The 18,489-nt window shown below is 66.1% G+C and carries 14 protein-coding genes and 1 pseudogene; 4 read left to right on the top strand and 11 right to left on the bottom strand.

Annotated elements, in window-relative coordinates; all coding sequences use genetic code 11:
* Window position 1 precedes the first annotated feature (1 nt).
* The 10 genes and pseudogenes from murD to dinB form a co-directional block, all read right to left on the bottom strand.
* Window positions 2-1,621: a UDP-N-acetylmuramoyl-L-alanine--D-glutamate ligase gene (murD, locus tag QF036_RS09595; protein ID WP_307101276.1), complete on the bottom strand. Its 1,620-nt coding sequence runs from the start codon at window positions 1,619-1,621 to the stop codon at window positions 2-4.
* A pseudogene (mraY, locus tag QF036_RS09590) lies at window positions 1,603-2,713 on the bottom strand (phospho-N-acetylmuramoyl-pentapeptide-transferase). Before mraY ends, murD begins: the two are co-directional and overlap by 19 nt.
* A complete protein-coding gene (locus tag QF036_RS09585) occupies window positions 2,710-4,182 on the bottom strand; it encodes a UDP-N-acetylmuramoyl-tripeptide--D-alanyl-D-alanine ligase (RefSeq protein ID WP_307101274.1) in 1,473 nt (490 codons plus the stop codon). The pseudogene mraY and the gene QF036_RS09585 overlap by 4 nt, the downstream one beginning before the upstream one ends.
* A 6-nt stretch (window positions 4,183-4,188) precedes the next feature.
* Complete coding sequence (locus QF036_RS09580) at window positions 4,189-5,850, bottom strand: UDP-N-acetylmuramoyl-L-alanyl-D-glutamate--2,6-diaminopimelate ligase (protein WP_307101272.1); 1,662 nt, start codon at window positions 5,848-5,850, stop codon at window positions 4,189-4,191.
* Window positions 5,851-5,967: 117 nt separating this feature from the next.
* Complete coding sequence (locus QF036_RS09575) at window positions 5,968-7,776, bottom strand: peptidoglycan D,D-transpeptidase FtsI family protein (protein WP_307101270.1); 1,809 nt, start codon at window positions 7,774-7,776, stop codon at window positions 5,968-5,970.
* Between the two features lie 44 nt (window positions 7,777-7,820).
* The gene (locus tag QF036_RS09570) at window positions 7,821-8,474 is read right to left on the bottom strand and encodes a hypothetical protein (protein WP_307101269.1); all 654 of its coding nucleotides are present in this window, start codon (window positions 8,472-8,474) and stop codon (window positions 7,821-7,823) included.
* The gene (rsmH, locus tag QF036_RS09565) at window positions 8,471-9,469 is read right to left on the bottom strand and encodes a 16S rRNA (cytosine(1402)-N(4))-methyltransferase RsmH (RefSeq protein ID WP_307101267.1); all 999 of its coding nucleotides are present in this window, start codon (window positions 9,467-9,469) and stop codon (window positions 8,471-8,473) included. Before rsmH ends, QF036_RS09570 begins: the two co-directional genes overlap by 4 nt.
* Window positions 9,470-9,622: 153 nt before the next feature.
* Window positions 9,623-10,051 (bottom strand): division/cell wall cluster transcriptional repressor MraZ, encoded by a 429-nt coding sequence (gene mraZ, locus QF036_RS09560; RefSeq protein WP_003801769.1) that lies wholly within the window; start codon window positions 10,049-10,051, stop codon window positions 9,623-9,625.
* Between the two features lie 399 nt (window positions 10,052-10,450).
* Window positions 10,451-10,822, bottom strand: coding sequence for a DUF3040 domain-containing protein (locus QF036_RS09555; protein ID WP_003801771.1), 372 nt, complete (start codon window positions 10,820-10,822; stop codon window positions 10,451-10,453).
* A 333-nt stretch (window positions 10,823-11,155) separates the two neighbouring features.
* Window positions 11,156-12,316, bottom strand: coding sequence for a DNA polymerase IV (gene dinB / locus QF036_RS09550; protein ID WP_373460281.1), 1,161 nt, complete (start codon window positions 12,314-12,316; stop codon window positions 11,156-11,158).
* Between the two features lie 141 nt (window positions 12,317-12,457).
* Here dinB and QF036_RS09545 point away from each other — a divergent pair, with 141 nt between their 5' ends.
* Window positions 12,458-13,003, top strand: a complete 546-nt coding sequence (locus QF036_RS09545; protein WP_307101263.1) for a hypothetical protein — start codon at window positions 12,458-12,460, stop codon at window positions 13,001-13,003.
* Window positions 13,000-14,094 (top strand): polyprenyl synthetase family protein, encoded by a 1,095-nt coding sequence (locus tag QF036_RS09540; RefSeq protein WP_373460125.1) that lies wholly within the window; start codon window positions 13,000-13,002, stop codon window positions 14,092-14,094. The genes QF036_RS09545 and QF036_RS09540 overlap by 4 nt, the downstream gene beginning before the upstream one ends.
* Before the next feature lie 90 nt (window positions 14,095-14,184).
* Here the strand turns inward: QF036_RS09540 and QF036_RS09535 are convergent, their stop codons facing one another.
* The gene (locus tag QF036_RS09535; RefSeq protein ID WP_306922283.1) at window positions 14,185-14,538 is read right to left on the bottom strand and encodes an Rv2175c family DNA-binding protein; all 354 of its coding nucleotides are present in this window, start codon (window positions 14,536-14,538) and stop codon (window positions 14,185-14,187) included.
* A 250-nt stretch (window positions 14,539-14,788) separates the two neighbouring features.
* Here QF036_RS09535 and QF036_RS09530 point away from each other — a divergent pair, with 250 nt between their 5' ends.
* A complete protein-coding gene (locus tag QF036_RS09530; RefSeq protein ID WP_307101261.1) occupies window positions 14,789-16,099 on the top strand; it encodes a lytic transglycosylase domain-containing protein in 1,311 nt (436 codons plus the stop codon).
* 113 nt (window positions 16,100-16,212) lie between these two features.
* Window positions 16,213-18,423, top strand: a complete 2,211-nt coding sequence (locus QF036_RS09525; protein ID WP_307101259.1) for a Stk1 family PASTA domain-containing Ser/Thr kinase — start codon at window positions 16,213-16,215, stop codon at window positions 18,421-18,423.
* The last annotated feature ends 66 nt before the right edge of the window (window positions 18,424-18,489 follow it).

The following is an 18,489-nucleotide window of genomic DNA, read 5'->3' as shown; positions in this document are numbered from 1 at the left end:
CTTACTCCTTGCCGGTCCGGGCCTCCCCTTCCACGAGCCCGCGGACCGCTGCTATGAAGGCGTCGCCACGGTGAGCATAGGAAGAGAACTGATCCATGGATGCAGCAGCCGGGGCCATCAGCACAGTGTCACCCGAGGCGGCGAGCTGTGCCGCCGATGCGACGGCCCGTGCCATCACTGCCTCCCCGGATTCTGCTGACTCCGGTGCGGCGTCATGTCCGGTTCCGGCTGACTGCACAATTTCAGTGTGGCCTGCCGCCTGCCGGATGACGGGGACATCCGGTGCGTGTCGCTGCAGGGACTCTTCAAGCGATGCCGTGTCTTTGCCGATCAGTACCACGGCCTTCAGTCGGCGCGCATGGTCGCGGACCAGGTCGTCGTAGCTGACGCCCTTGGACAGGCCGCCGGCAATCCACACCACAGGGTCGAAGGCGGCCAGGGAGGCGGAGGCTGCGTGCGGGTTGGTGGCTTTGGAGTCGTTGATCCAGAGAACGCCGTTCTGCTTGGCGACCGGCTGGATGCGGTGGCTTCCGGGGATGTAGGTCTGCAGTCCTTCGCGCACGTGCTCAGGGCTGACGCCATAGGCCCGCACCAGGCCTGCGGCGGCCAGGGCGTTGGCCACCATGTGGCGGGGTGCCACCGGGCCGAGGTCGGACATGGACGCCAGTTCCACGGCACTGTCCTTGCGTTCGGCGATGAAGGCCCGGTCCACGAGCAGGCCCTCCACCACGCCGAGCATGCTGATGGCGGGCGTGAGGGTGGTAAAGGCCACCGCGCGGCAGCCTTCCACCACGTCCGCGTCCTCCACCATGCGTTCGGTTTCGATCTGCTCGTCGTTGTAGATGCAGGCCTTCTGCGTGTTTTCGTAGATCTTGGCCTTGTCGGCGAGGTAGGACTCGTAGGAGCCGTGCCAGTCCACGTGGTCTTCAGCGACGTTGAGGCAGACGCTGGCGACTGCCGAGACGGACTCGGACCAGTGCAGCTGGAAGCTGGAGAGTTCCACTGCGAAGACGTCGTACTCCACCGGGTCACGCAGGGCATCGAGGATGGGGGCGCCGACGTTGCCCACCGCGATCGCCTTCAGGCCTGCGGCGCGCAGCATGGATTCGGTCAGGCCGACCGTCGTCGTTTTGCCGTTCGTGCCGGTGATGGTGAGCCAGTCAGCTGTTTTCCGGCCTTCGCGGACGCGCAGGCGCCAGGCGAGTTCGACGTCGCCCCAGACCGGGATGTGGGCGCGGGAGGCCGCCGCGAGCAAAGCCTGGTCCGGGCGCCAGCCCGGCGAGGTGACCACGAGGTCCGGCTTCAGGCCGTCGATCTTGGGCAGCGTGCGGACGGCCTCCTCACCCAGGAGAACGTCGGCCGCGCCCACGATCCGCAGTGTGTCCGCCTTGGCCTGGGCTGTTTCCGTGGTGGCGCCGTCAACCACCACCACGCGGGCGCCGAGTTCGATCAGCGTGTCCGCAGCCGCGAAGCCCGAGACGCCGATCCCGGTGACTACGACGCGCAGCCCGGCCCAGTCGGAGTCCCAGCTGACCAGGCCGCTGAGCCGCGCCGGACCAGTTACCGCCGGACCCGCCGCTTTGTTGTGGGATTCGGAGCCGTTCACAGCAGGACCACCCATTCCGCGTAGAAGATGCCAAGACCCGCGGCGACGAACAGGCCGGCGAGGATCCAGAACCGGACCACCACGGTGACCTCCGCCCAGCCCTTGAGTTCGAAGTGGTGCTGCAGGGGTGCCATCTTGAAGAAGCGCTTGCCCTTGGTCACCTTGAAGTACCCCACCTGGATGATGACGGAGAGCGTGATGAGGACGAACAGGCCGCCGATGAAAGCCAGCAGCAGTTCGGTGCGGGAGAGGATGGCGAACCCGGCGATGGCGCCGCCGATTGCGAGGGAGCCGGTGTCACCCATGAAGATCTTGGCCGGTGAGGTGTTCCACCACAGGAAGCCCACCAGCGCGGCGCTCATGATGGCCGCAAGAAGCGCGAGGTCCAGGGGATCCCGGACGGAATAGCAGCCGCTGCCCGCCTGGCGGGGTGAGCCACAGGCCTGGTTGCTCTGCCAGATGCCCATCAGCGTGTAGGCGCCAAACACCATGACAGCGGCGCCGGCGGCCAGCCCGTCCAGGCCGTCGGTGAGGTTGACGCCGTTCGTCGCCGCCGTGACGATCAGGTTTGACCACAGCACAAAGAGGATCGCACCAAGCACGGTGCCGCCGAACGCGAGGTCCAGCCACGGGATGTCACGGACCAGCGAGATCTTGGTGGACGCCGGGGTGAGGCCGTCGGCGTCCGGGAAGTAGAGGGCCATGACGGCGAAGATGATGCCCACGGCCGCCTGGAGGATGAGCTTGGCCTTGGCGTTCAGGCCGAGGCTGCGCTGCCGGGAAATCTTGATGAAGTCGTCGAGGAAGCCCACCAGGCCCATCCCCACCATCAGGAACAGCAGGAGCAGCGCCGACGCGGACGGCCCGGCCGACCGCGGGTTCATGAGCCACATGATCAGGTGGGTCAGTCCGTAGCTCAGCAGGACCGCGCCCACCACCACGGTGCCGCCCATCGTGGGCGTGCCACGTTTGGTGTGGTGCGACGTCGGCCCGTCATCGCGGATGAACTGGCCATAGCTCTTGCGGACCAACAGCCGGATGAACAGCGGCGTACCCACCAGTGCCAGCAGCAGGGGCCAGGCCAGCGCCGATCAGGAGTGCAATCACAGCAGCTCGCTCCCTTCGGTGGCAGTTGTGGGGGTGGCACGTGGGGGTAATGCTATCCGATCGCCCAAATGGCGCAGTCCCACGCTGTTGGAGGACTTGAAGAGCACCAGGTCGCCGGGTTCGAGCTGCTCCTGGAGCAGTTCGTAGGCTTCGTCAACGGTCTCGGCGAAGATGCATTCATCGCCCCAGGACCCTTCCTGCACGGCGGAAACGTACAGCGAACGCGCTTCCCGGCCCACCACCAGGAGGCGGGAGATGTTCAGCCGTACCACCTGCGTGCCGACGGCGGTGTGCTCGCGGATGAAATCGTCGCCCAGCTCCAGCATGGCCCCGAGAACGGCCCAGGTGCGGCGGCCCCGGCCCAGGTCGGCCAGCGTGCGCAGGGCAGCCCGCATGGATTCCGGGTTGGCGTTGTAGGCGTCGTTGATGACCGTGACGCCGTCGGGCCGTTCGGTCCGCTCCATGCGCCAGCGGCTGGCCGCGGACTGGGAACTCAGTGATGCGCTGATCCGGTCAGCCGGAACGCCTGCCGCGTGCGCGGCCGCTGCTGCGGCGAGGAGGTTCGCAACATGGTGTTCGCCGATGAGTTTGCTGGTGACCCTCACCGTGGGCTCCCCCGGCACTTCGAGGTCGAACTCCGGGTTGCCCGCGGCGTTGGTGTCCAGGTTGGCGGCCCGGACGGCAGGAGCGTCCGGCTCAGCATCACGGGAGGAGAAACCCAGAACAGTTGCCTGGGTCCGCGCGGCCATGGGAGCAACGCGCACATCGTCAAGGTTCAGCACGGCGGTGCCTTCGGCCGGGAGCGCCTCGGCGAGTTCGCCCTTGGCGGCGGCGATGTTTTCCACGCCGCCGAATTCGCCGGCGTGGGCTGTTCCCACGCCGAGCACCACGCCGATTTCGGGCCGGACCATGTCGGCCAGGTAGCGGATGTGTCCTATGCCTGTGGCGCCCATTTCGATGACCAGGAACCGGGTGTCAAAGCCCGCCTGGAAGACGGTGAGGGGCACGCCGACCTCGCCGTTGTAGGAACCCTGGGGTGCAACGGTCGGCGCTTCAGCCGACAGGATGCCCGCGAGGAGGTCCTTGGTGGTGGTCTTACCGGCCGAACCGGTGATGCCGATGACGGTCAATTCCTCGCCGGCGGCCTCGCGGTGGTGCCTGATCCGCCGGACAGCCTCTGCCGCAAGGGCGCCCATGGCCAGCACCGCGTCCCCGACGACGACGGACGGGTAGGTCCGGCCGGCGTCGTCCTTGATTTCGCGTTCGGTGAGGGCCAGCACCGCGCCGCGGTCAAAGGCCGCCCCCACGAAGCTGTGCCCGTCCGCGCTTTCGCCCGGTTTGGCGACATAGAGGGAGCCGGCAACGGCCTCCCGTGAATCGGTCACCACGGATCCCGGGGTGACGTCGGGGTCCGCAAGCAGCCGGCCGTTGGTGATTTCGGCGATTTCCGCCGCAGTTAGTTCAATCATGTCGGTCTAGGACTCTATCCCGTCGTCTTGGAGAACGGTGAATCCTCGTGCCGTCAAGGCGTTCCGTAGTTCCACCCTGTCGTCGAGGGCAAGGTTCACTCCCTTGACCTCCTGCCACACTTCGTGCCCGCGCCCCGCAATGAGGATGGTGTCCTCCGGTGCCGCCAGGTTGACGGCCTCCCGGATGGCAGCGTCCCGCGGAAAAACCTCCATGATTTTGCAGTCCAGCTGCTCGGCTTCCTTGGCGTCCGTGGCACCTACCAGCACCTCGGCGCGGATTGCCGCGGCGTCCTCATCGTGGGGGTCGTCATCGCTGACGATCACGACGTCGGCAAGCCGGGCCGCGGTCGCACCCATGGACGGGCGCTTGCCCTGGTCGCGCTGGCCCGTGGCGCCGAAGACCACGATGACCTTGGACGCGGGCTCCGGGGACCGGACGGCCGCCAGGGCGCGTGCCAGTGCATCGGTGTTGTGCGCGAAGTCGACGACGGCTGCCGGCCGGGTGGAGACGAGCTGCATGCGGCCCGGCACCGCCACAGTGAACGGATCTTTGGCATCGAGTGCTGCCTGCACGTCGGCGGGGTCTGCGCCGCCGGCGAGCACCATGGCCAGGGCCAGTGCCGCGTTGGAGACATTGAAGGCCCCGGGCAGCCCGGTGTGCACGTGGAGTTCCGTGCCGTTCCGGCCGCGGAGGGTGAATTCCGTACCAAGGCCGCGGGGCTTCGGGTCGGTGACCGTCCAGTCGGCCCCTGCCGGGTCCGCTTCCGGCGCGCTGCCGGGCTGGAGCGTTGCCAGCGTGGTGACCGGAAGCCCAGTCTGGGCGGCAAGCCGCCGTCCCCACTCGTCGTCGACCGTCACGACGGCGGCACGGGCGCGTTCGGCGGTGAACAGCTCCGCTTTGGTCCGGTAGTACTCCTCCATGGTGCCGTGCAGGTCCAGGTGGTCCTGGGTGAGGTTGGTGAAACCGACGACGTCGAAGACCACACCGTCCACCCGGCGGAAGGAAACCGCATGCGAGGAGACCTCCATGGATGCGGCGTCGAGCCCGCGTTCCCGCATGAGGGCCAGCAGGGCGTGGACATCGGTGGATTCCGGGGTGGTCAGGAGGCTGGGGATCGGGTCTCCGCCTGCCAGGATCTCGATGGTGCCGATGAGTCCGGTCTTCTTGCCCATCGCCTGCAGCAGGGCGTTGATGAAGTACGTGGTGGTGGTTTTTCCGTTGGTGCCCGTCACGCCGAACATCGAGGGGCCCGGAAGGTCGGCGTCCTGGCTCCGGTAGATCAGCCTGGACAGCCGGCCCACTACGCTGCGGGGCTCCGCCACCACCAGCACGGGCACGGCGATGTCCGACCCCAGGGCAAGAAGCTTCCCGCCCGCGTCGTCCGTCAGCACCGCCACCGCACCGGACTCGAGCGCCGTCCTCGCGAAGTCCGCGCCGTGCCGCGCCGCTCCCGGCAGGGCAACATACAGGTCCCCGCGCTCCACGGACCGGGAGTCGAGAGAGATGCCGGTGACCTGAACCGATTCGGAGGCCCCGGGCACGGTGACGCCCACTGACTGGCCTATGACACCCAGTTCGACGGCGGCGACGGCGGTGGGCCGGAAGCCGCTCTTGGATGCCTGCCCCTCCGGGGCGTCGGCAGTGCCGGGGTCATGGTGCTGTGGCAACTGAATCTCCGTTGGTGCTGGTGGACCGGCTGACACGACCGAACTGTTTGTTCAGGTGTACCGCGGCCTTTCTTGGCGGGCGTTACTTGGGTGTACTGCGTTATTTGGCGAACTGGGTTATTTGGCGAACTGCGGCAGCCTGACGGGCGTGCCCTTGGACGGCGGAACGTTGTACGTCCGCAGCGCCTGGCTCATGACCGAGCGGAACACGGGCCCATTGGTGATCCCGTAAATCGACCCCTTGGGACGCTGCAGGACCACCTCCACAATAAACCGCGGATCGTCCATTGGCGCCATCCCCACCATCGAGGCGGTGTAGCCGCAGAAGCCTGCGGTCCCGTCGTCGCAGGGCGATTGCGAGGTACCCGTCTTGGCCCCGACCCGGTAGCCGTCGATGGCGGCCTCCTTGATCTGGCCTTCCGTGACGGCACTTTCGAGGATGTCCCTCACCTGCTGCGCTGTCTCCTCAGAGACCACCCTGCGCGACGGCTTGGCCGCCACCTTTTCCTCGGTCCCGTCCGGGCTGATGTAGCTGTCGATGAGCCGCGGCTGCAGCATCACGCCGTCATTGGCGATGGACTGGTAGGCCCGGACCGTCTGGAGTGTCGACTGCGATACACCCTGCCCGAACAGCACTGTGTACTGCTGGCGGCCGTCCCACTGGTCGGCCGGGGTCAGGATGCCCTTCGCCTCCGCCGGCAACCCGATCTCCGGCGCCTCGCCGATGCCGAATTTCTGCAGCCAGTCGTGGCGCTGATCCTTGGTGAGGCGCTGGCCCGCCATCACGGTGCCGGTGTTCATGGACCAGCCCAGGATGCCCGCCAGGGTCCGCTTCTCGGTTCCGTGGGAAAAGGAATCGTCGAACTGCTGGCCGTCCACCACCAGGGACGGCGGGATGACGAAGGTGTCCAGCGGTTTGGCCTTGCCTTCTTCGATGACCGCGGCGGCGGTGATCATCTTTTCCACGGACCCGGGCTCGTACGCCGCGGTGACGGAGCGGACGCCGCGGTCCTTGGCTGCCACCTTGCCGGGGTCGTTAGGGTCGGGCGTGTTGGTGTCGGCCATGGCGATGATGTTGCCGGTTTTCACGTCCGAAACGATGATGACCCCCCACTCAGCGCTGAGCTTGTCCGCCTGTGTTTGGATGGCCTGCTGGGCGAAGTACTGGAGATCGGAGTTCAGGGTGAGCTTGACGTCCTTGCCGTCCTGCGCGGGCGTCAGTTCGTCGATGCCCACGGGAATGCGGAGGCCGTCGGCGCCGATTTCGAACACGCGCTTGCCCGCAGTGCCACGCAGGATCCCGTCCTGGGTCTGTTCGAGGCCGGCCTGGCCGGTGGTTCCGTTCTCCAGGAAGCCCACAATGCCGCCGGCCACGGAGCCGTTCGGGTAGACGCGCTTGCTGTTGCCTTCGGAGAAGATACCCGGGATCTGCAGTTCCGAAACCCGGTTTTCGACGTCTGGCCGGAGGTCCTTGGCCACGATGTAGTACGTCCTGGTCCCGGTGACGGATTTGCGCACGTCCTCGGCATCCATGCCCAGGACCGCAGCAAGTTCAGCGATCCCCTGGTCACGGGACACGGTGACCAGCTCGTCCTTGCCGTTCACCTTTTCAAGCCGCTTGAAGGATTCGGTCTTGGTATTTACAGACTGGTCAACGGTGATGTTGTAGCGGATAACACTGTTGGCAAGCACGGTGCCATTCGCGTCCAGGATGCTGCCGCGTTCGGCCGGCAGCACAGTGGGGCGCAGGCGGTTGTCAAGGGCAGCTTCAGCCATGCCGCCAACGTCCAGTCCCTGCACCAGGAACAGCTTTCCGCCGACAACCACCAGCAGCGCAAGCATGATGCTGAGTCCGAGGCGGAGCCTCTTCGTGGCGTTAGCAGCCTTCTTCTTGCTTGCCCTGCTCTTGCCTTGCGCCACGCTCATCCCCTACTGCTTGCCGTGCGGGCTACCAGCCGCCTGTTCCTTTCCTACTGCCCCGGCGTCCTTTGCTCCGGCGCCGGAATGGTGCCCCCGTTGAGGGCGGCCGCGGCCGCCTCCGCCGGCTTGGCAGCCGCCGGAGTCTCCGGCTGGGCGGCTGCCGTTTCACCGGCAGCCGGGGCCCTGCTTGCCAGCGGCTCGCCCGAACTGGCGGGCGGAACCACATTCAGCTGACCCGGGACGGCGGGGGCAGCGATCACCGCTCCTGCCGAGTCTCCCTTGACCGCCGGCTTGGCATCCCCGCTCACGGTCAGCGTGGAAAGATCAATCTGTCCCTTGCCAGTGGAAGCAACCATTCCCAATTCTGCGGCCTTGGCAGCCAGATTCTGGGGAGCCTCGAAGTTTTGCACCTGCTGTGTCAGGTCCTGGTTCTGCTTGGTGAGCGCGGTCTGTTCGGCACGGAGCTTGACCAGCTGGTACTGGGCCGTGGACACAGTGATATTGAGCACCAGCACCGCGATCAGCGCCGCCGCCAGCATACCGAAGCAGAGAACAACAAAGGGCGCGCGGCGCTTCCTCGGTGCGGAGCGGACCAGGGACAGCGGGGTGCGCGCCTTGCGGGCCGAACCCGGAAGGCCGGCCTCTACATCCTGGACGCTCGGGCCGGACGGAAGGGCGAGGTTCTTGGCAGCTGCTGCGCTCATGTTGCTCTCCTGGCTCTGATACGTTCCACTGCGCGCAGCCGGGCTGATGCTGCACGCGAATTCTCTGCGATTTCGACGGCGGTGGGCACCTCGGTGCCTTTGGTCAGGGTTTTGAGTTCGGCCTTGTGTTCTTCGAGCTCCACCGGGAATCCGAGCGGAGCTGACGATTTGGAGCGGGTCTGGAAGACGCCCTTGACGATCTTGTCTTCCAGCGAGTGGTAGGACATCACGACGATCCGGCCGCCAAGCGCGATGGCATCCACCGCTGCCGGAACGGCACGCTCGAGGACTTCGAGTTCCTCGTTGACTTCGATGCGCAGCGCCTGGAACGTGCGTTTGGCCGGGTGCCCGCCGGACTTGGCCGCGGCGGCCGGAACCACCGCCCGGATCTGTTCGACGAGTTCCCCGGTGGTGGTGAACGGCTTCGCGACCCGGGCGTTAACGATCCTGTTGGCGATGCGCCCCGCGAACTTCTCCTCACCCCACTTGCGGATGATCCTGACCAGTTCCTCTTCGCTGTAAGTGTTAACGACGTCCGCCGCCGTCTGGCCGCGGCTGGTGTCCATCCGCATGTCCAGGGGTGCGTCAAAGGAATAGGCGAAACCACGTTCCCGCTCGTCGAGCTGCAGGGACGAGACCCCGAGGTCCATCAGGATGCCGTGGACTTCGGGAATGCCGAGGTCCTCAAGCACCTCGGCGATTTCGTCGTAAACAGCGTGGACCAGGTCCGTGCGCGCCGCGAAGGGCTTGAGCCGCTCACCCGCGAGAGCCAGGGCTTCCTCGTCACGGTCGATGCCCACCAGGTGCAGGTCAGGAAAACGCTGGAGCATGGCTTCGGAGTGCCCGCCCATGCCGAGCGTGGCGTCGATGGCCACCGGCGTCTCTCCGCGCAGGCGAGCCGCCTCGAATCCGGGCGCCAAAAGATTGATGCACCGGTCCTTCAGGACCGGCACATGCCGTTCGGACGTAGGCTTCGGCTCGTCGGGTTCTGTCACGCCTTCGTCCTTCCTTGAGCGCCTCGGGTGCTTCTTGGGCCAGATCCCCATCCGCGCCTATCCCCGTGGCTGCCTGGCTCCGGGGAAGTGAGCCAGGTAGTCGTCAAGGATGGGCGGCTGGAGATCTCGTCCAAGAAACGGATTCGGGCCGGCCTAAAGGATGCCGGCGATGGGGTTGTCGGTTTCAGCGAAGGAGGTTTCCTTCTCTGCCAGGTACGTATTCCAAGCCTGGGCGTCCCAGATCTCAGCCCGGGTGCCGGCCCCAATAACGGCCAACTCCCTGCCGAGCCCTGCATACTCCCGGAGCGCGGGAGGTATGGTCACGCGCCCCTGCTTGTCAGGCACCTCGTCCGAGGCTCCAGAGAGAAAAACCCGGATGTAGTCACGAGCCTGCTTGTTGGAGATCGGAGCCTCCCGGATCTGCTCGTGAACCCTCGCGAATTCCTGCTCGCTGAAGACGTAGATGCAGCGCTCCTGGCCTCTGGTGAGAACAAGTCCGCCGGCAAGCTCCTCACGGAACTTGGCGGGAAGAATGATCCTGCCCTTTTCGTCAAGACGCGGCGAGTGTGTCCCAAGGAACACGTCCCACCGCCCGTCTGCCGTCAGAAGCCGAACAACCCCCGCGCTGCCACTACCCTCTTACGCGCTCCACTTTACTCCACTTCTCCCCACAGTCAACGCGGCGCAGACATTTCTCACCGGTTTGGACAAACAATTTTCCGCGGAATGGCGGGGATTTTTGCCGGGGGTGGAAAGTGGAGGGGAATTGCACCGGTCCGCAGCCGGCAGCCGCGGTGACATCAGGCTCCGGAGCACCGGCTCACGGCATCAGATCCGCTTGCTTAAAGCGAAATGACCCGCCGCAGCGGGTCATTCCTGGCCTATGGGCGCCCACCCGGGATTGCCCCGGTGGTGCGATGTGGAGGGTGGTACGAAGTGGAGGTGGCGGGAAGTGGAGCCGGTGTGAAGTGGAGAATCGGCTCAGGACTCCCCGCGGCGCCTTTCATCCCATCGTTCTTCGAGGCTGTTCATGAACGAGCTCTTGTTCTTCGACTTACGGCCATGCCCGCCGGCCTTTGCTTTGCCGGCCGCAACGCTGCGCATTGTGGCAAAGTAAACTCCGGCACCCATGACGACGAACCCGAGGACCCCTACAAATATGTTCTGGAGGGAAACCCCCACCAGGAGGAGCAGCACCCCGGCCAGCGTGGCCAGTACGCCAATCACAATGTGCCGGGTGGACCAGCTGCGGCCGGGATCCGAGCCCATGGAATTGGCGAACTTGGGATCGTCCTCATGCAGTTGCCTCTCGAGTTGCTCGAGCAGCTTCTGTTCGTGCTCCGAGAGCGGCATCACGACCTCCTTAAGTAGGCCAACGTCCAGACAGGTCGGAACCGGTTGTTCCTGCCCCGTCAACGACCGGCATGCCATCCAGGTTCCCGGCCTGCCAACCTCGGCAGATCCAGGGATTCAAGCATACTGACGCGGCGGGTCGGGTGATCCACACATGTCCAGACGTTCGAAATCTTTGTATCTATAAGGATAGTTTGTTGGGCGCTGTTCTGAAAGACGCTGTTCACGGGCGGCAACACTCCCGAGGCCCCGAACTGGCCCGGATCTTCGGCCCATGAACACGGTTTCCCACGCCCGCGGATGTCGCGGGAATCACGTCAGCCGGAACCCCCATCAGGAGTTGCCACTTCCCGGCTCAAGCAGCCGGGCCGGAAGCACGGACTTGCTGCCGAATTTCTCGGCCACCTTGTCCAGCGCCTGTTCGGCGGCCCGCCAGTTGTCATCGCGCCTATCCAGGCTCAGCTGGAGGGATGTCTGGGCGGCCGCTTCCAGCTGCTCCGCACGGACGCCCACCAGCCGGACCCTCAGGGGCCGGCTGCCCAGTGACTCCAGCAGCTGGATGGCCACGGCATAGATGAGCTGCGCGCTGTCCAGTGGCGTGTGGACGGTGCGGCTTCGGGTCACAGTGGAGAAATCGGCGTACCGCAGCTTGAGCGCCACCGTCCGGGCCACCAGCCCCGAAGCGCGAAGCCGCTCGGCGGTGCGGTGGGACAGCCGCAGCAGCTCCCTGTGCAGCAGGACATCGTCCGCCGTGTCCGCAGCGAACGTTTCCTCCGCTCCGATGCTTTTCTCAACCCGCACCGGGGTGACCGTCCGGCTGTCGATACCCCAGGAGAGCCGGTGGACGTGCTCACCGGTGGCGCCCAGCACCTTCTTGAGCGAGGAGACCGGCGTCGCGGCGACGTCCGCCACGGTACGGATTCCCATACGCGCCAGCACCTCCGCCGTCTTGCCCCCGACACCCCACAGGGCATTGACCGGAAGGCTGTGAAGATACGGTACGGTCTGCTCCGGCCGGATGAGCAGGATGCCGTCCGGCTTGCACCGGGTTGAGGCGATCTTGGCCACGAACTTGCTGGCGGCGATCCCCACTGACGCTGTGATGCCCAGTTCGCCCGCCACCCTCCGCCGGATCAACTGCCCGATTTCCAGCGGCGGGCCGAGCCTGCGGATCGCGCCTCCGACGTCCAGGAATGCCTCGTCAACACTGAGTGGCTCAACGAGCTCCGTGATGGACTCAAATATCGCCATCAGCTGGCCAGACACTTCGTAGTACAGCTTGTGCCTGGGCTCGATGATGGTGGCCTGCGGACACAGCCGGTATGCGACAGCCATGGGCATGGCCGATTTCACTCCGAACCTGCGTGCCTCGTACGAGGCAGACAGCACCACGGAGCGCTCCGCAGGAAAGCCCACGATGACCGGCCGGCCGCGCAGGTCAGGGCGGGCCCGCAGTTCAACCGAGACAAAAAACGCATCCATGTCGACGTGCATAATGCTCGCCCGCCGAAGGTCCCGCAGCCGCGCTTCCGCCTGCTCTCTGTCTTCGTCCGGCCCCACAACTGCAATCCTATGCCCTGCACCTGACTAAACTGGAGGCTGAATCCGGCATCAACACCCAGGAGGACCGCACCTGTGAAGGTCATTCGAACGCTCATGCCTGCCCGCCTTGGGCTGCTCGCCGCTGGAGCGGCCGTAGTGGCGGCGGCGTCAGCGTGCACACCACAGGAACCCGGTTCCGCAACGTCCGCGGCAGCGGCACCGGCATCCTCGTCCGCAGTGGCGACTGCCACGGCGTCCGCGACCGCAACCGCCAGCCCGAGTGCTTCCCCCGGCACGTCGGCCACCGTGGGAGCGCTCGTCGCGGGCTTCCCGTCAAAGCTTCTTCCCGTGATGCCCGGGACGAAGGTGGTGGCCAGCAGCTTCGATAAGTCAACATCCCCGGCCACCGCCGCACTGGTGGGCTCAACCGCCGCCAAGCCGGCCGCCGTCGTCGCCTATTACACCAAAGCCCTGGAGGCACAGGGCTTCAAGGCCGTTCCCGGCAACACGGTGGGCAGCGTGGCGTCCAAGGACTTCGTGCGGGCGGGCAACGAGACGGTTAACATCGCCGTCCCCGCATCCGGCGGAGTTTCCACCTTCACCATCGGCGCCAACGTGCCGCCCGAGTCCGTCAAGTGATGGTGGCCGAGCAGCTTCGCGTGGAACAGGCGGACTTCGTCGCCGCCGTAGCGGGAAAGCTCACAGACTTTTTGACAACCCGGCAGTCGATCATGACGGCAATCTCGCCGGACATCGATCCCATCATGGGGTCCATTTCCAACCTGGTCACCGGCGGAAAACGGCTTCGTGCCCTCATGTGCTATTGGGGCTGGCGCGGAGCGGGGGGCCCCGCCTCGGCCGAGGACATCGTCACAGCAGGCGCCGCGCTTGAGCTGTTCCAGGCGGCAGCCCTGATCCACGACGACATCATCGACCGGTCGGACACCCGCCGCGGCGGACCCAGCGTGCACCGCCGGTTCAGCCAGCTCCACGAGTCCCAGGGCTGGGCCCTCGACAGCGAACGCTTCGGCCACGCCGCGGCCATTCTGGCCGGAGACCTCTGCCTGTCCTTCAGCGAGGAAGCCTTCACCGACATCGGCGAAACGGCAGCCTCCGGAAGCAGGGCAAGGCTGATCTTCAACCTGATGCGTTCGGAGGTCATGGCCGGCCAGTACCTGGACATCCTCGAAGAGGTGGCCGGGCCGGTCCGGGACCGCGCCGGGGCCGTCAGCCGCGCCCAGTCGATCATCCGCTTCAAGTCGGCCAAGTACTCGACGGAACATCCGCTCGCCCTGGGCGGCGCGCTCGGCGGAGCCTCGGACGAACTGCTTCGCGGCTACTCCGCCTTCGCCCTCCCCTTGGGCGAGGCCTTCCAGCTTCGCGACGACGTCCTGGGCGTTTTCGGGGACCCCGTCACCACCGGAAAGCCCGCGGGAGACGACCTCCGGGAAGGCAAGCGGACGGTTCTCGTGGCCTTCGCCCTGGACCTGGCCACCCCCGAGGAGTCCGCGTTCATCGACTCAAAGCTTGGCAGCCCCGAACTGAGCGAGGAAGACGTGGCGGAGATCCGCCGGATCATCGCGGACTGCGGGGCGCTGCAGGCTACGGAAGTGCTGATCGAGGAATTCGGTGCGGCGGCGTACGCGGCACTGGAGGTCCTGCCGCTGGACGACCTCCCCAAGACCGCGCTGCGGCGGCTGGCTGAGGCGACAGTGAGCCGGGCCGCCTGATCGGCTGGCCCGGCCCGTCCATCAGGCTGGGTCAGTTGCCTCGCCTGGGTTCGTTACCTGATTGCGTTTCTATTACCAGGCTGGTTTTTATTACCAGGCCAGGGACTGCGCCCGGCGTCGGATTTCCGTCTTGCGGCCCTCACGGAGGGCATCGATGGGCCTCCCGCGCAGCGACTCGTCAGGGGTAAAAAGCCAGCCGATAAGCTCTTCGTCCGAGAAGCCGGCGTCTGACAGCACCACAATCGTGCCCTTGAGGCTGTCCACGACGTGGCCGTCCTGGAGGAAAGCCGCGGGCACCGAACGGATCCGCCGTTCCCCAATCCGCAGGGCCGCCAGCGCGCGCTCGTCAAGGAGCCCGTGGACTTTGGTAATGGACACATCCAGCAACTGGGCGACGTCGGGCAGGGGCAGCCAGTCGCCTACAAGGGTTTCTACAGTACTCACGGGTCAAGGTTGCCATGGCGGGCACCCGCAAGCCTAGTCGAAACAGCTCACGTGTGCGGCCGCTCCATTTTCGCGCGCGACACTCCCAGCCGGACAGATTTCCCGCGTGAGAGCCCGTTCTTGTGCTAAACGAAAAATCGTGAGAGATTCACATAGATAACATTCGCAACACAATTAACATCAGTAACATTGGTACCACGAGCAACTGGCATGACCGACAGCATTCGCCGCTGAGAAGAGGATCTTTCCCATGACGACGACCCGCTCCACCAAGCAGTCACCCCGGCCGGGCCTGCCCCTGATCGCGGCCACGACGGCCACGCTCCCGGCCGTCATGCTTTCCTCCCTTGCGGTCGCCCAGCCCGCCGATGCCGACGCCCGGCCCCAAACCGTGCCCGCGACACTCGCCGCCGCCATTGAGGCCCAGGCAGCAGCAGTCAAAGCAGGCATCATCCCCGCAGCCTCCGTGTCCGCCGCGCTCCCGTCGGCCCTGCAGCCCACCCGCGTCACCCCGTCGGCCCACACGGTGGCCCGCGGGGACACGGTCAGCGGCATCGCCGGCCGGTACGGGCTAAGCACCACTGCCGTGCTAAAGCTCAACAACCTCAAGTCGAACTCCGTGATCTACCCGGGGCAGCGGATCAAGCTGAAGGCAGCCGCGGCTCGGACTGCTGCGGCGCCTGCCAGCACCGCCGCCAGGACATACACGGTCAAGTCCGGCGACACCCTGGGCGGCATCGCCGGGCGGCACGGCGTCAGGCTCTCCCAGGTACTCAGCTGGAACGGGCTCAAGGTGACGTCGATCATCTACCCCGGCCAGAAGATCCGCCTCGGTGCCGGCACGGCTGTCGCGGCGGCACCGGCCAGATCGGCAGCACCGGCCGCCACCCGCTCAGCCTCCTACGTCATCAAGTCCGGGGACACGCTGTCCGGCATCGCGGCCAGGCACGGCGTCAAGCTCGCGGACATCCTGTCTGCGAACCGGCTGAAAGTCACCAGCATCATCTACCCCGGCCAGAAGCTCGCGATTCCCGGGAAGGCCGCCGCCGTCCAGCCGGCATCCAGCGTCACGCCGCTCGTGCCCAGTTCGTTCCTCGGCTACACCTACCCGGCAGCCGTGGTCAGCTCGGCCAACAAGAACAAGGCGCTGCTCAACGCCTCGCCGGTTCCGTCGCTAGCCCAGATGCAGTCCATCGTGGCCGACACGGCACGGCGGATGGGCGTGGACCCGGCGCTGGCACAGGCCTTCGCATACCAGGAATCCGGGTTCAACCAGCGGGCAGTGTCTCCGGCCAACGCCATCGGCACCATGCAGGTCATCCCCTCCTCGGGCGAATGGGCATCCGACCTTGTGGGCCGGAAGCTGAACCTGCTGGATCCGTATGACAACGCCACCGCCGGAATCGCAATCATCCGCCAGCTGATCCGGACCAGCAAGAACCTGGACTACGCCATCGCCGGCTACTACCAGGGGCAGTACTCGGTCAACAAGCACGGAATGTTCACTGACACCAAGCACTACGTCGCAGCCATCAAGGCACACCGCAAGAACTTCAGCTGACGCCCTCAACTGACCCCGGGGCCGGGAAACCCCCGCTCCCGGGAGCATAACGATACGGGTCCGGATCGCATGTTGATTCGGACCCGTTTCCGTGCAGCACTTAGTATCGAAGAGTGCAGGAAAACGCTTTAGGCAGTCTCGTTGGGTCCCTGGTGGACAACCGCTACCAGGTGAAGTCCCGGTTGGCGCGGGGCGGGATGTCCACCGTGTATGTGGCCACGGACCAGAGGCTGGACCGTGATGTTGCCCTGAAAGTCCTGCATCCCCACCTGGTCAACGACGCCAATTTCCTGGACCGCCTGGCCCGCGAAGCACGGGCAGCCGCCAAGCTCTCACACCCGCACGTGGTGGGCGTCCTCGACCAGGGGCACGATGGCGACACCGCCTACCTCGTGATGGAGTACATCAAGGGGCACACCCTCCGCGACGTCATCCACAGCAAGGGCGCCTTGTCCCCCCGGCTGGCCCTGGCACTCATCGATCCGGTGGTGGAAGGCCTCGGGGCTGCGCATGCCGCCGGCCTGATCCACCGCGACGTCAAGCCGGAGAACGTCCTGATCGCCGACGACGGCCGGATCAAGATCGGCGACTTCGGCCTCGCGCGCGCCGTGACGACGACAACCAGCACAGGTGCCCTGATCGGCACCGTCGCGTACCTCTCGCCGGAACTGGTCCTTGGCAAGCCGGCCGACGCACGAAGCGACATCTATTCCACGGGCATCATGCTGTTCGAGATGCTCACCGGACGCCAGCCGTTCGACGGCGAGGTCCCCATCCAGGTGGCCTACCAGCACGTGAATTCCGCTGTGGGTGCCCCCTCAGGCCTGGTTCCAGGCCTCGCGGGGGAAGTGGACGAACTCGTGCAGTGGTGTACGGCCAGCGACCCCGAGCAGCGGCCGGTGGACGGCAACGCCCTGCTCGCGGAACTCCGTCATATCCGGACCAACCTCACCGACTCCGAACTTGATCTGCAACCCCCCGCCGCCATCCAAGCGGCCGCGGCGGCGGGCACGGCCCCCGGTGCCGGCCCGCGCGGCATGGGCGCTCCCCCGGCACCTGCCCGGATGCCGTCCCGAATGCCGCAAAGCCCGCCCGCCCAGGGAACCCAGGGAAACCACACCGAGCTGCTGTCCCCCATTCACGGCGATGATGTCCCTCCAGGGCGGCCCACGGAAGTCATTTCCCGCACCAGCAACCCGACCACCGTGTTTTCCGCCCCCGTCTCTTCAAACCCCGTTTCCTCAACTCCCGCCTCTTCAAAGCCTGCCTCTTCAACTCCCCGACGGGTCCTCCCGCCCTACGGATTCGACGACGACGACAGGGAGGCTGCCCCGCTCCCCCTGAGCAAGCGGGAACAGCGGAAGCTGGACCGCCACGAACAAAAGGAACGGTCGCGCGCCGCGGCCACTCCCGTCCGGACGCTCCGGGAAGGGAATGCCCGGCGCCGGGGCGCGCTCTGGATTGTGGTCCTGGTGATCCTGGCCCTTCTGGCCACGGGCGCGGGCTGGTTCTTCGGCATGGGACCCGGCTCCCCCGGTACGGTGCCGGCCGTGGCGAACAGGACCGTGGCGGAGGCCCAGCAGCTGCTCCGGGACGCCGGTTTCCAATCCAGTACCAAGGACGTCTTCGACGACGACGTCAAGGCCGGACTCGTGGTGGGATCGGAGCCGGATGCCGGAACGAAAATCCGCAAATTCCAGCAGGTCTCGCTGTTCGTGTCCAAGGGTCCGCAGCTGTTTCCCCTGCCGCAACTGACGGGCAAGACCCTCGATGCTTCCAAGGAAGCACTCAACGGGGCCGAGATGGCGCTGGGCAAGGTCACCGAAAAGTTCGATGAGGAGGTGCCTGCGGGCACGGTGCTGGGCCAGGCTCCGGCCGCGGGAACCGCCGTGCGGCATGGGACACCGGTAAGCCTCACTGTTTCGAAGGGCCCGCAGCCCATTCCAGTGCCGGACGTGCGCGGACAGGACCAGGACGCGGCGTTCCGTGCCATCGAATCTGCAGGGCTGAAAGCCGTCTTCGCCGACGAAACGGTGCATGACCGGAACGTTCCGAAGGGCGCCGTGGTCAGCCAGGAGCCTGCTTCAGGAACCCTGACAAGGGGCCAGACGGTCACCCTGACGATTTCCGAGGGGCCCAAGCTTGTGAAGGTGCCCAACTACATCGGCAAACAGGTGGAAGACGCGACTGAAGCGCTGAGGAAGCGTGGTTTCCAAGTCCGCGTCAACGAAGTCCTTGGCGGGTTCTTCGGCACAGTGCGGGACCAGGATCCCGTGGACACCGAGGTCCCTGAAGGCTCCGTCATCACCCTCACCGTGGTGTAGCCAGGACGGCAAACGAAAGACCGGCGCCGGGGACCCCCCGGCGCCGGTCTTTCTTCGCCAGCGGTG

Origin of the sequence: Arthrobacter globiformis, from assembly GCF_030817195.1 — a bacterium.
Classification (GTDB): Bacteria; Actinomycetota; Actinomycetes; order Actinomycetales; family Micrococcaceae; genus Arthrobacter; species Arthrobacter globiformis_D.
The sequence above is the reverse complement of the archived record's forward strand: the minus strand, read 5'-3'. Positions and strand labels throughout refer to the sequence as shown.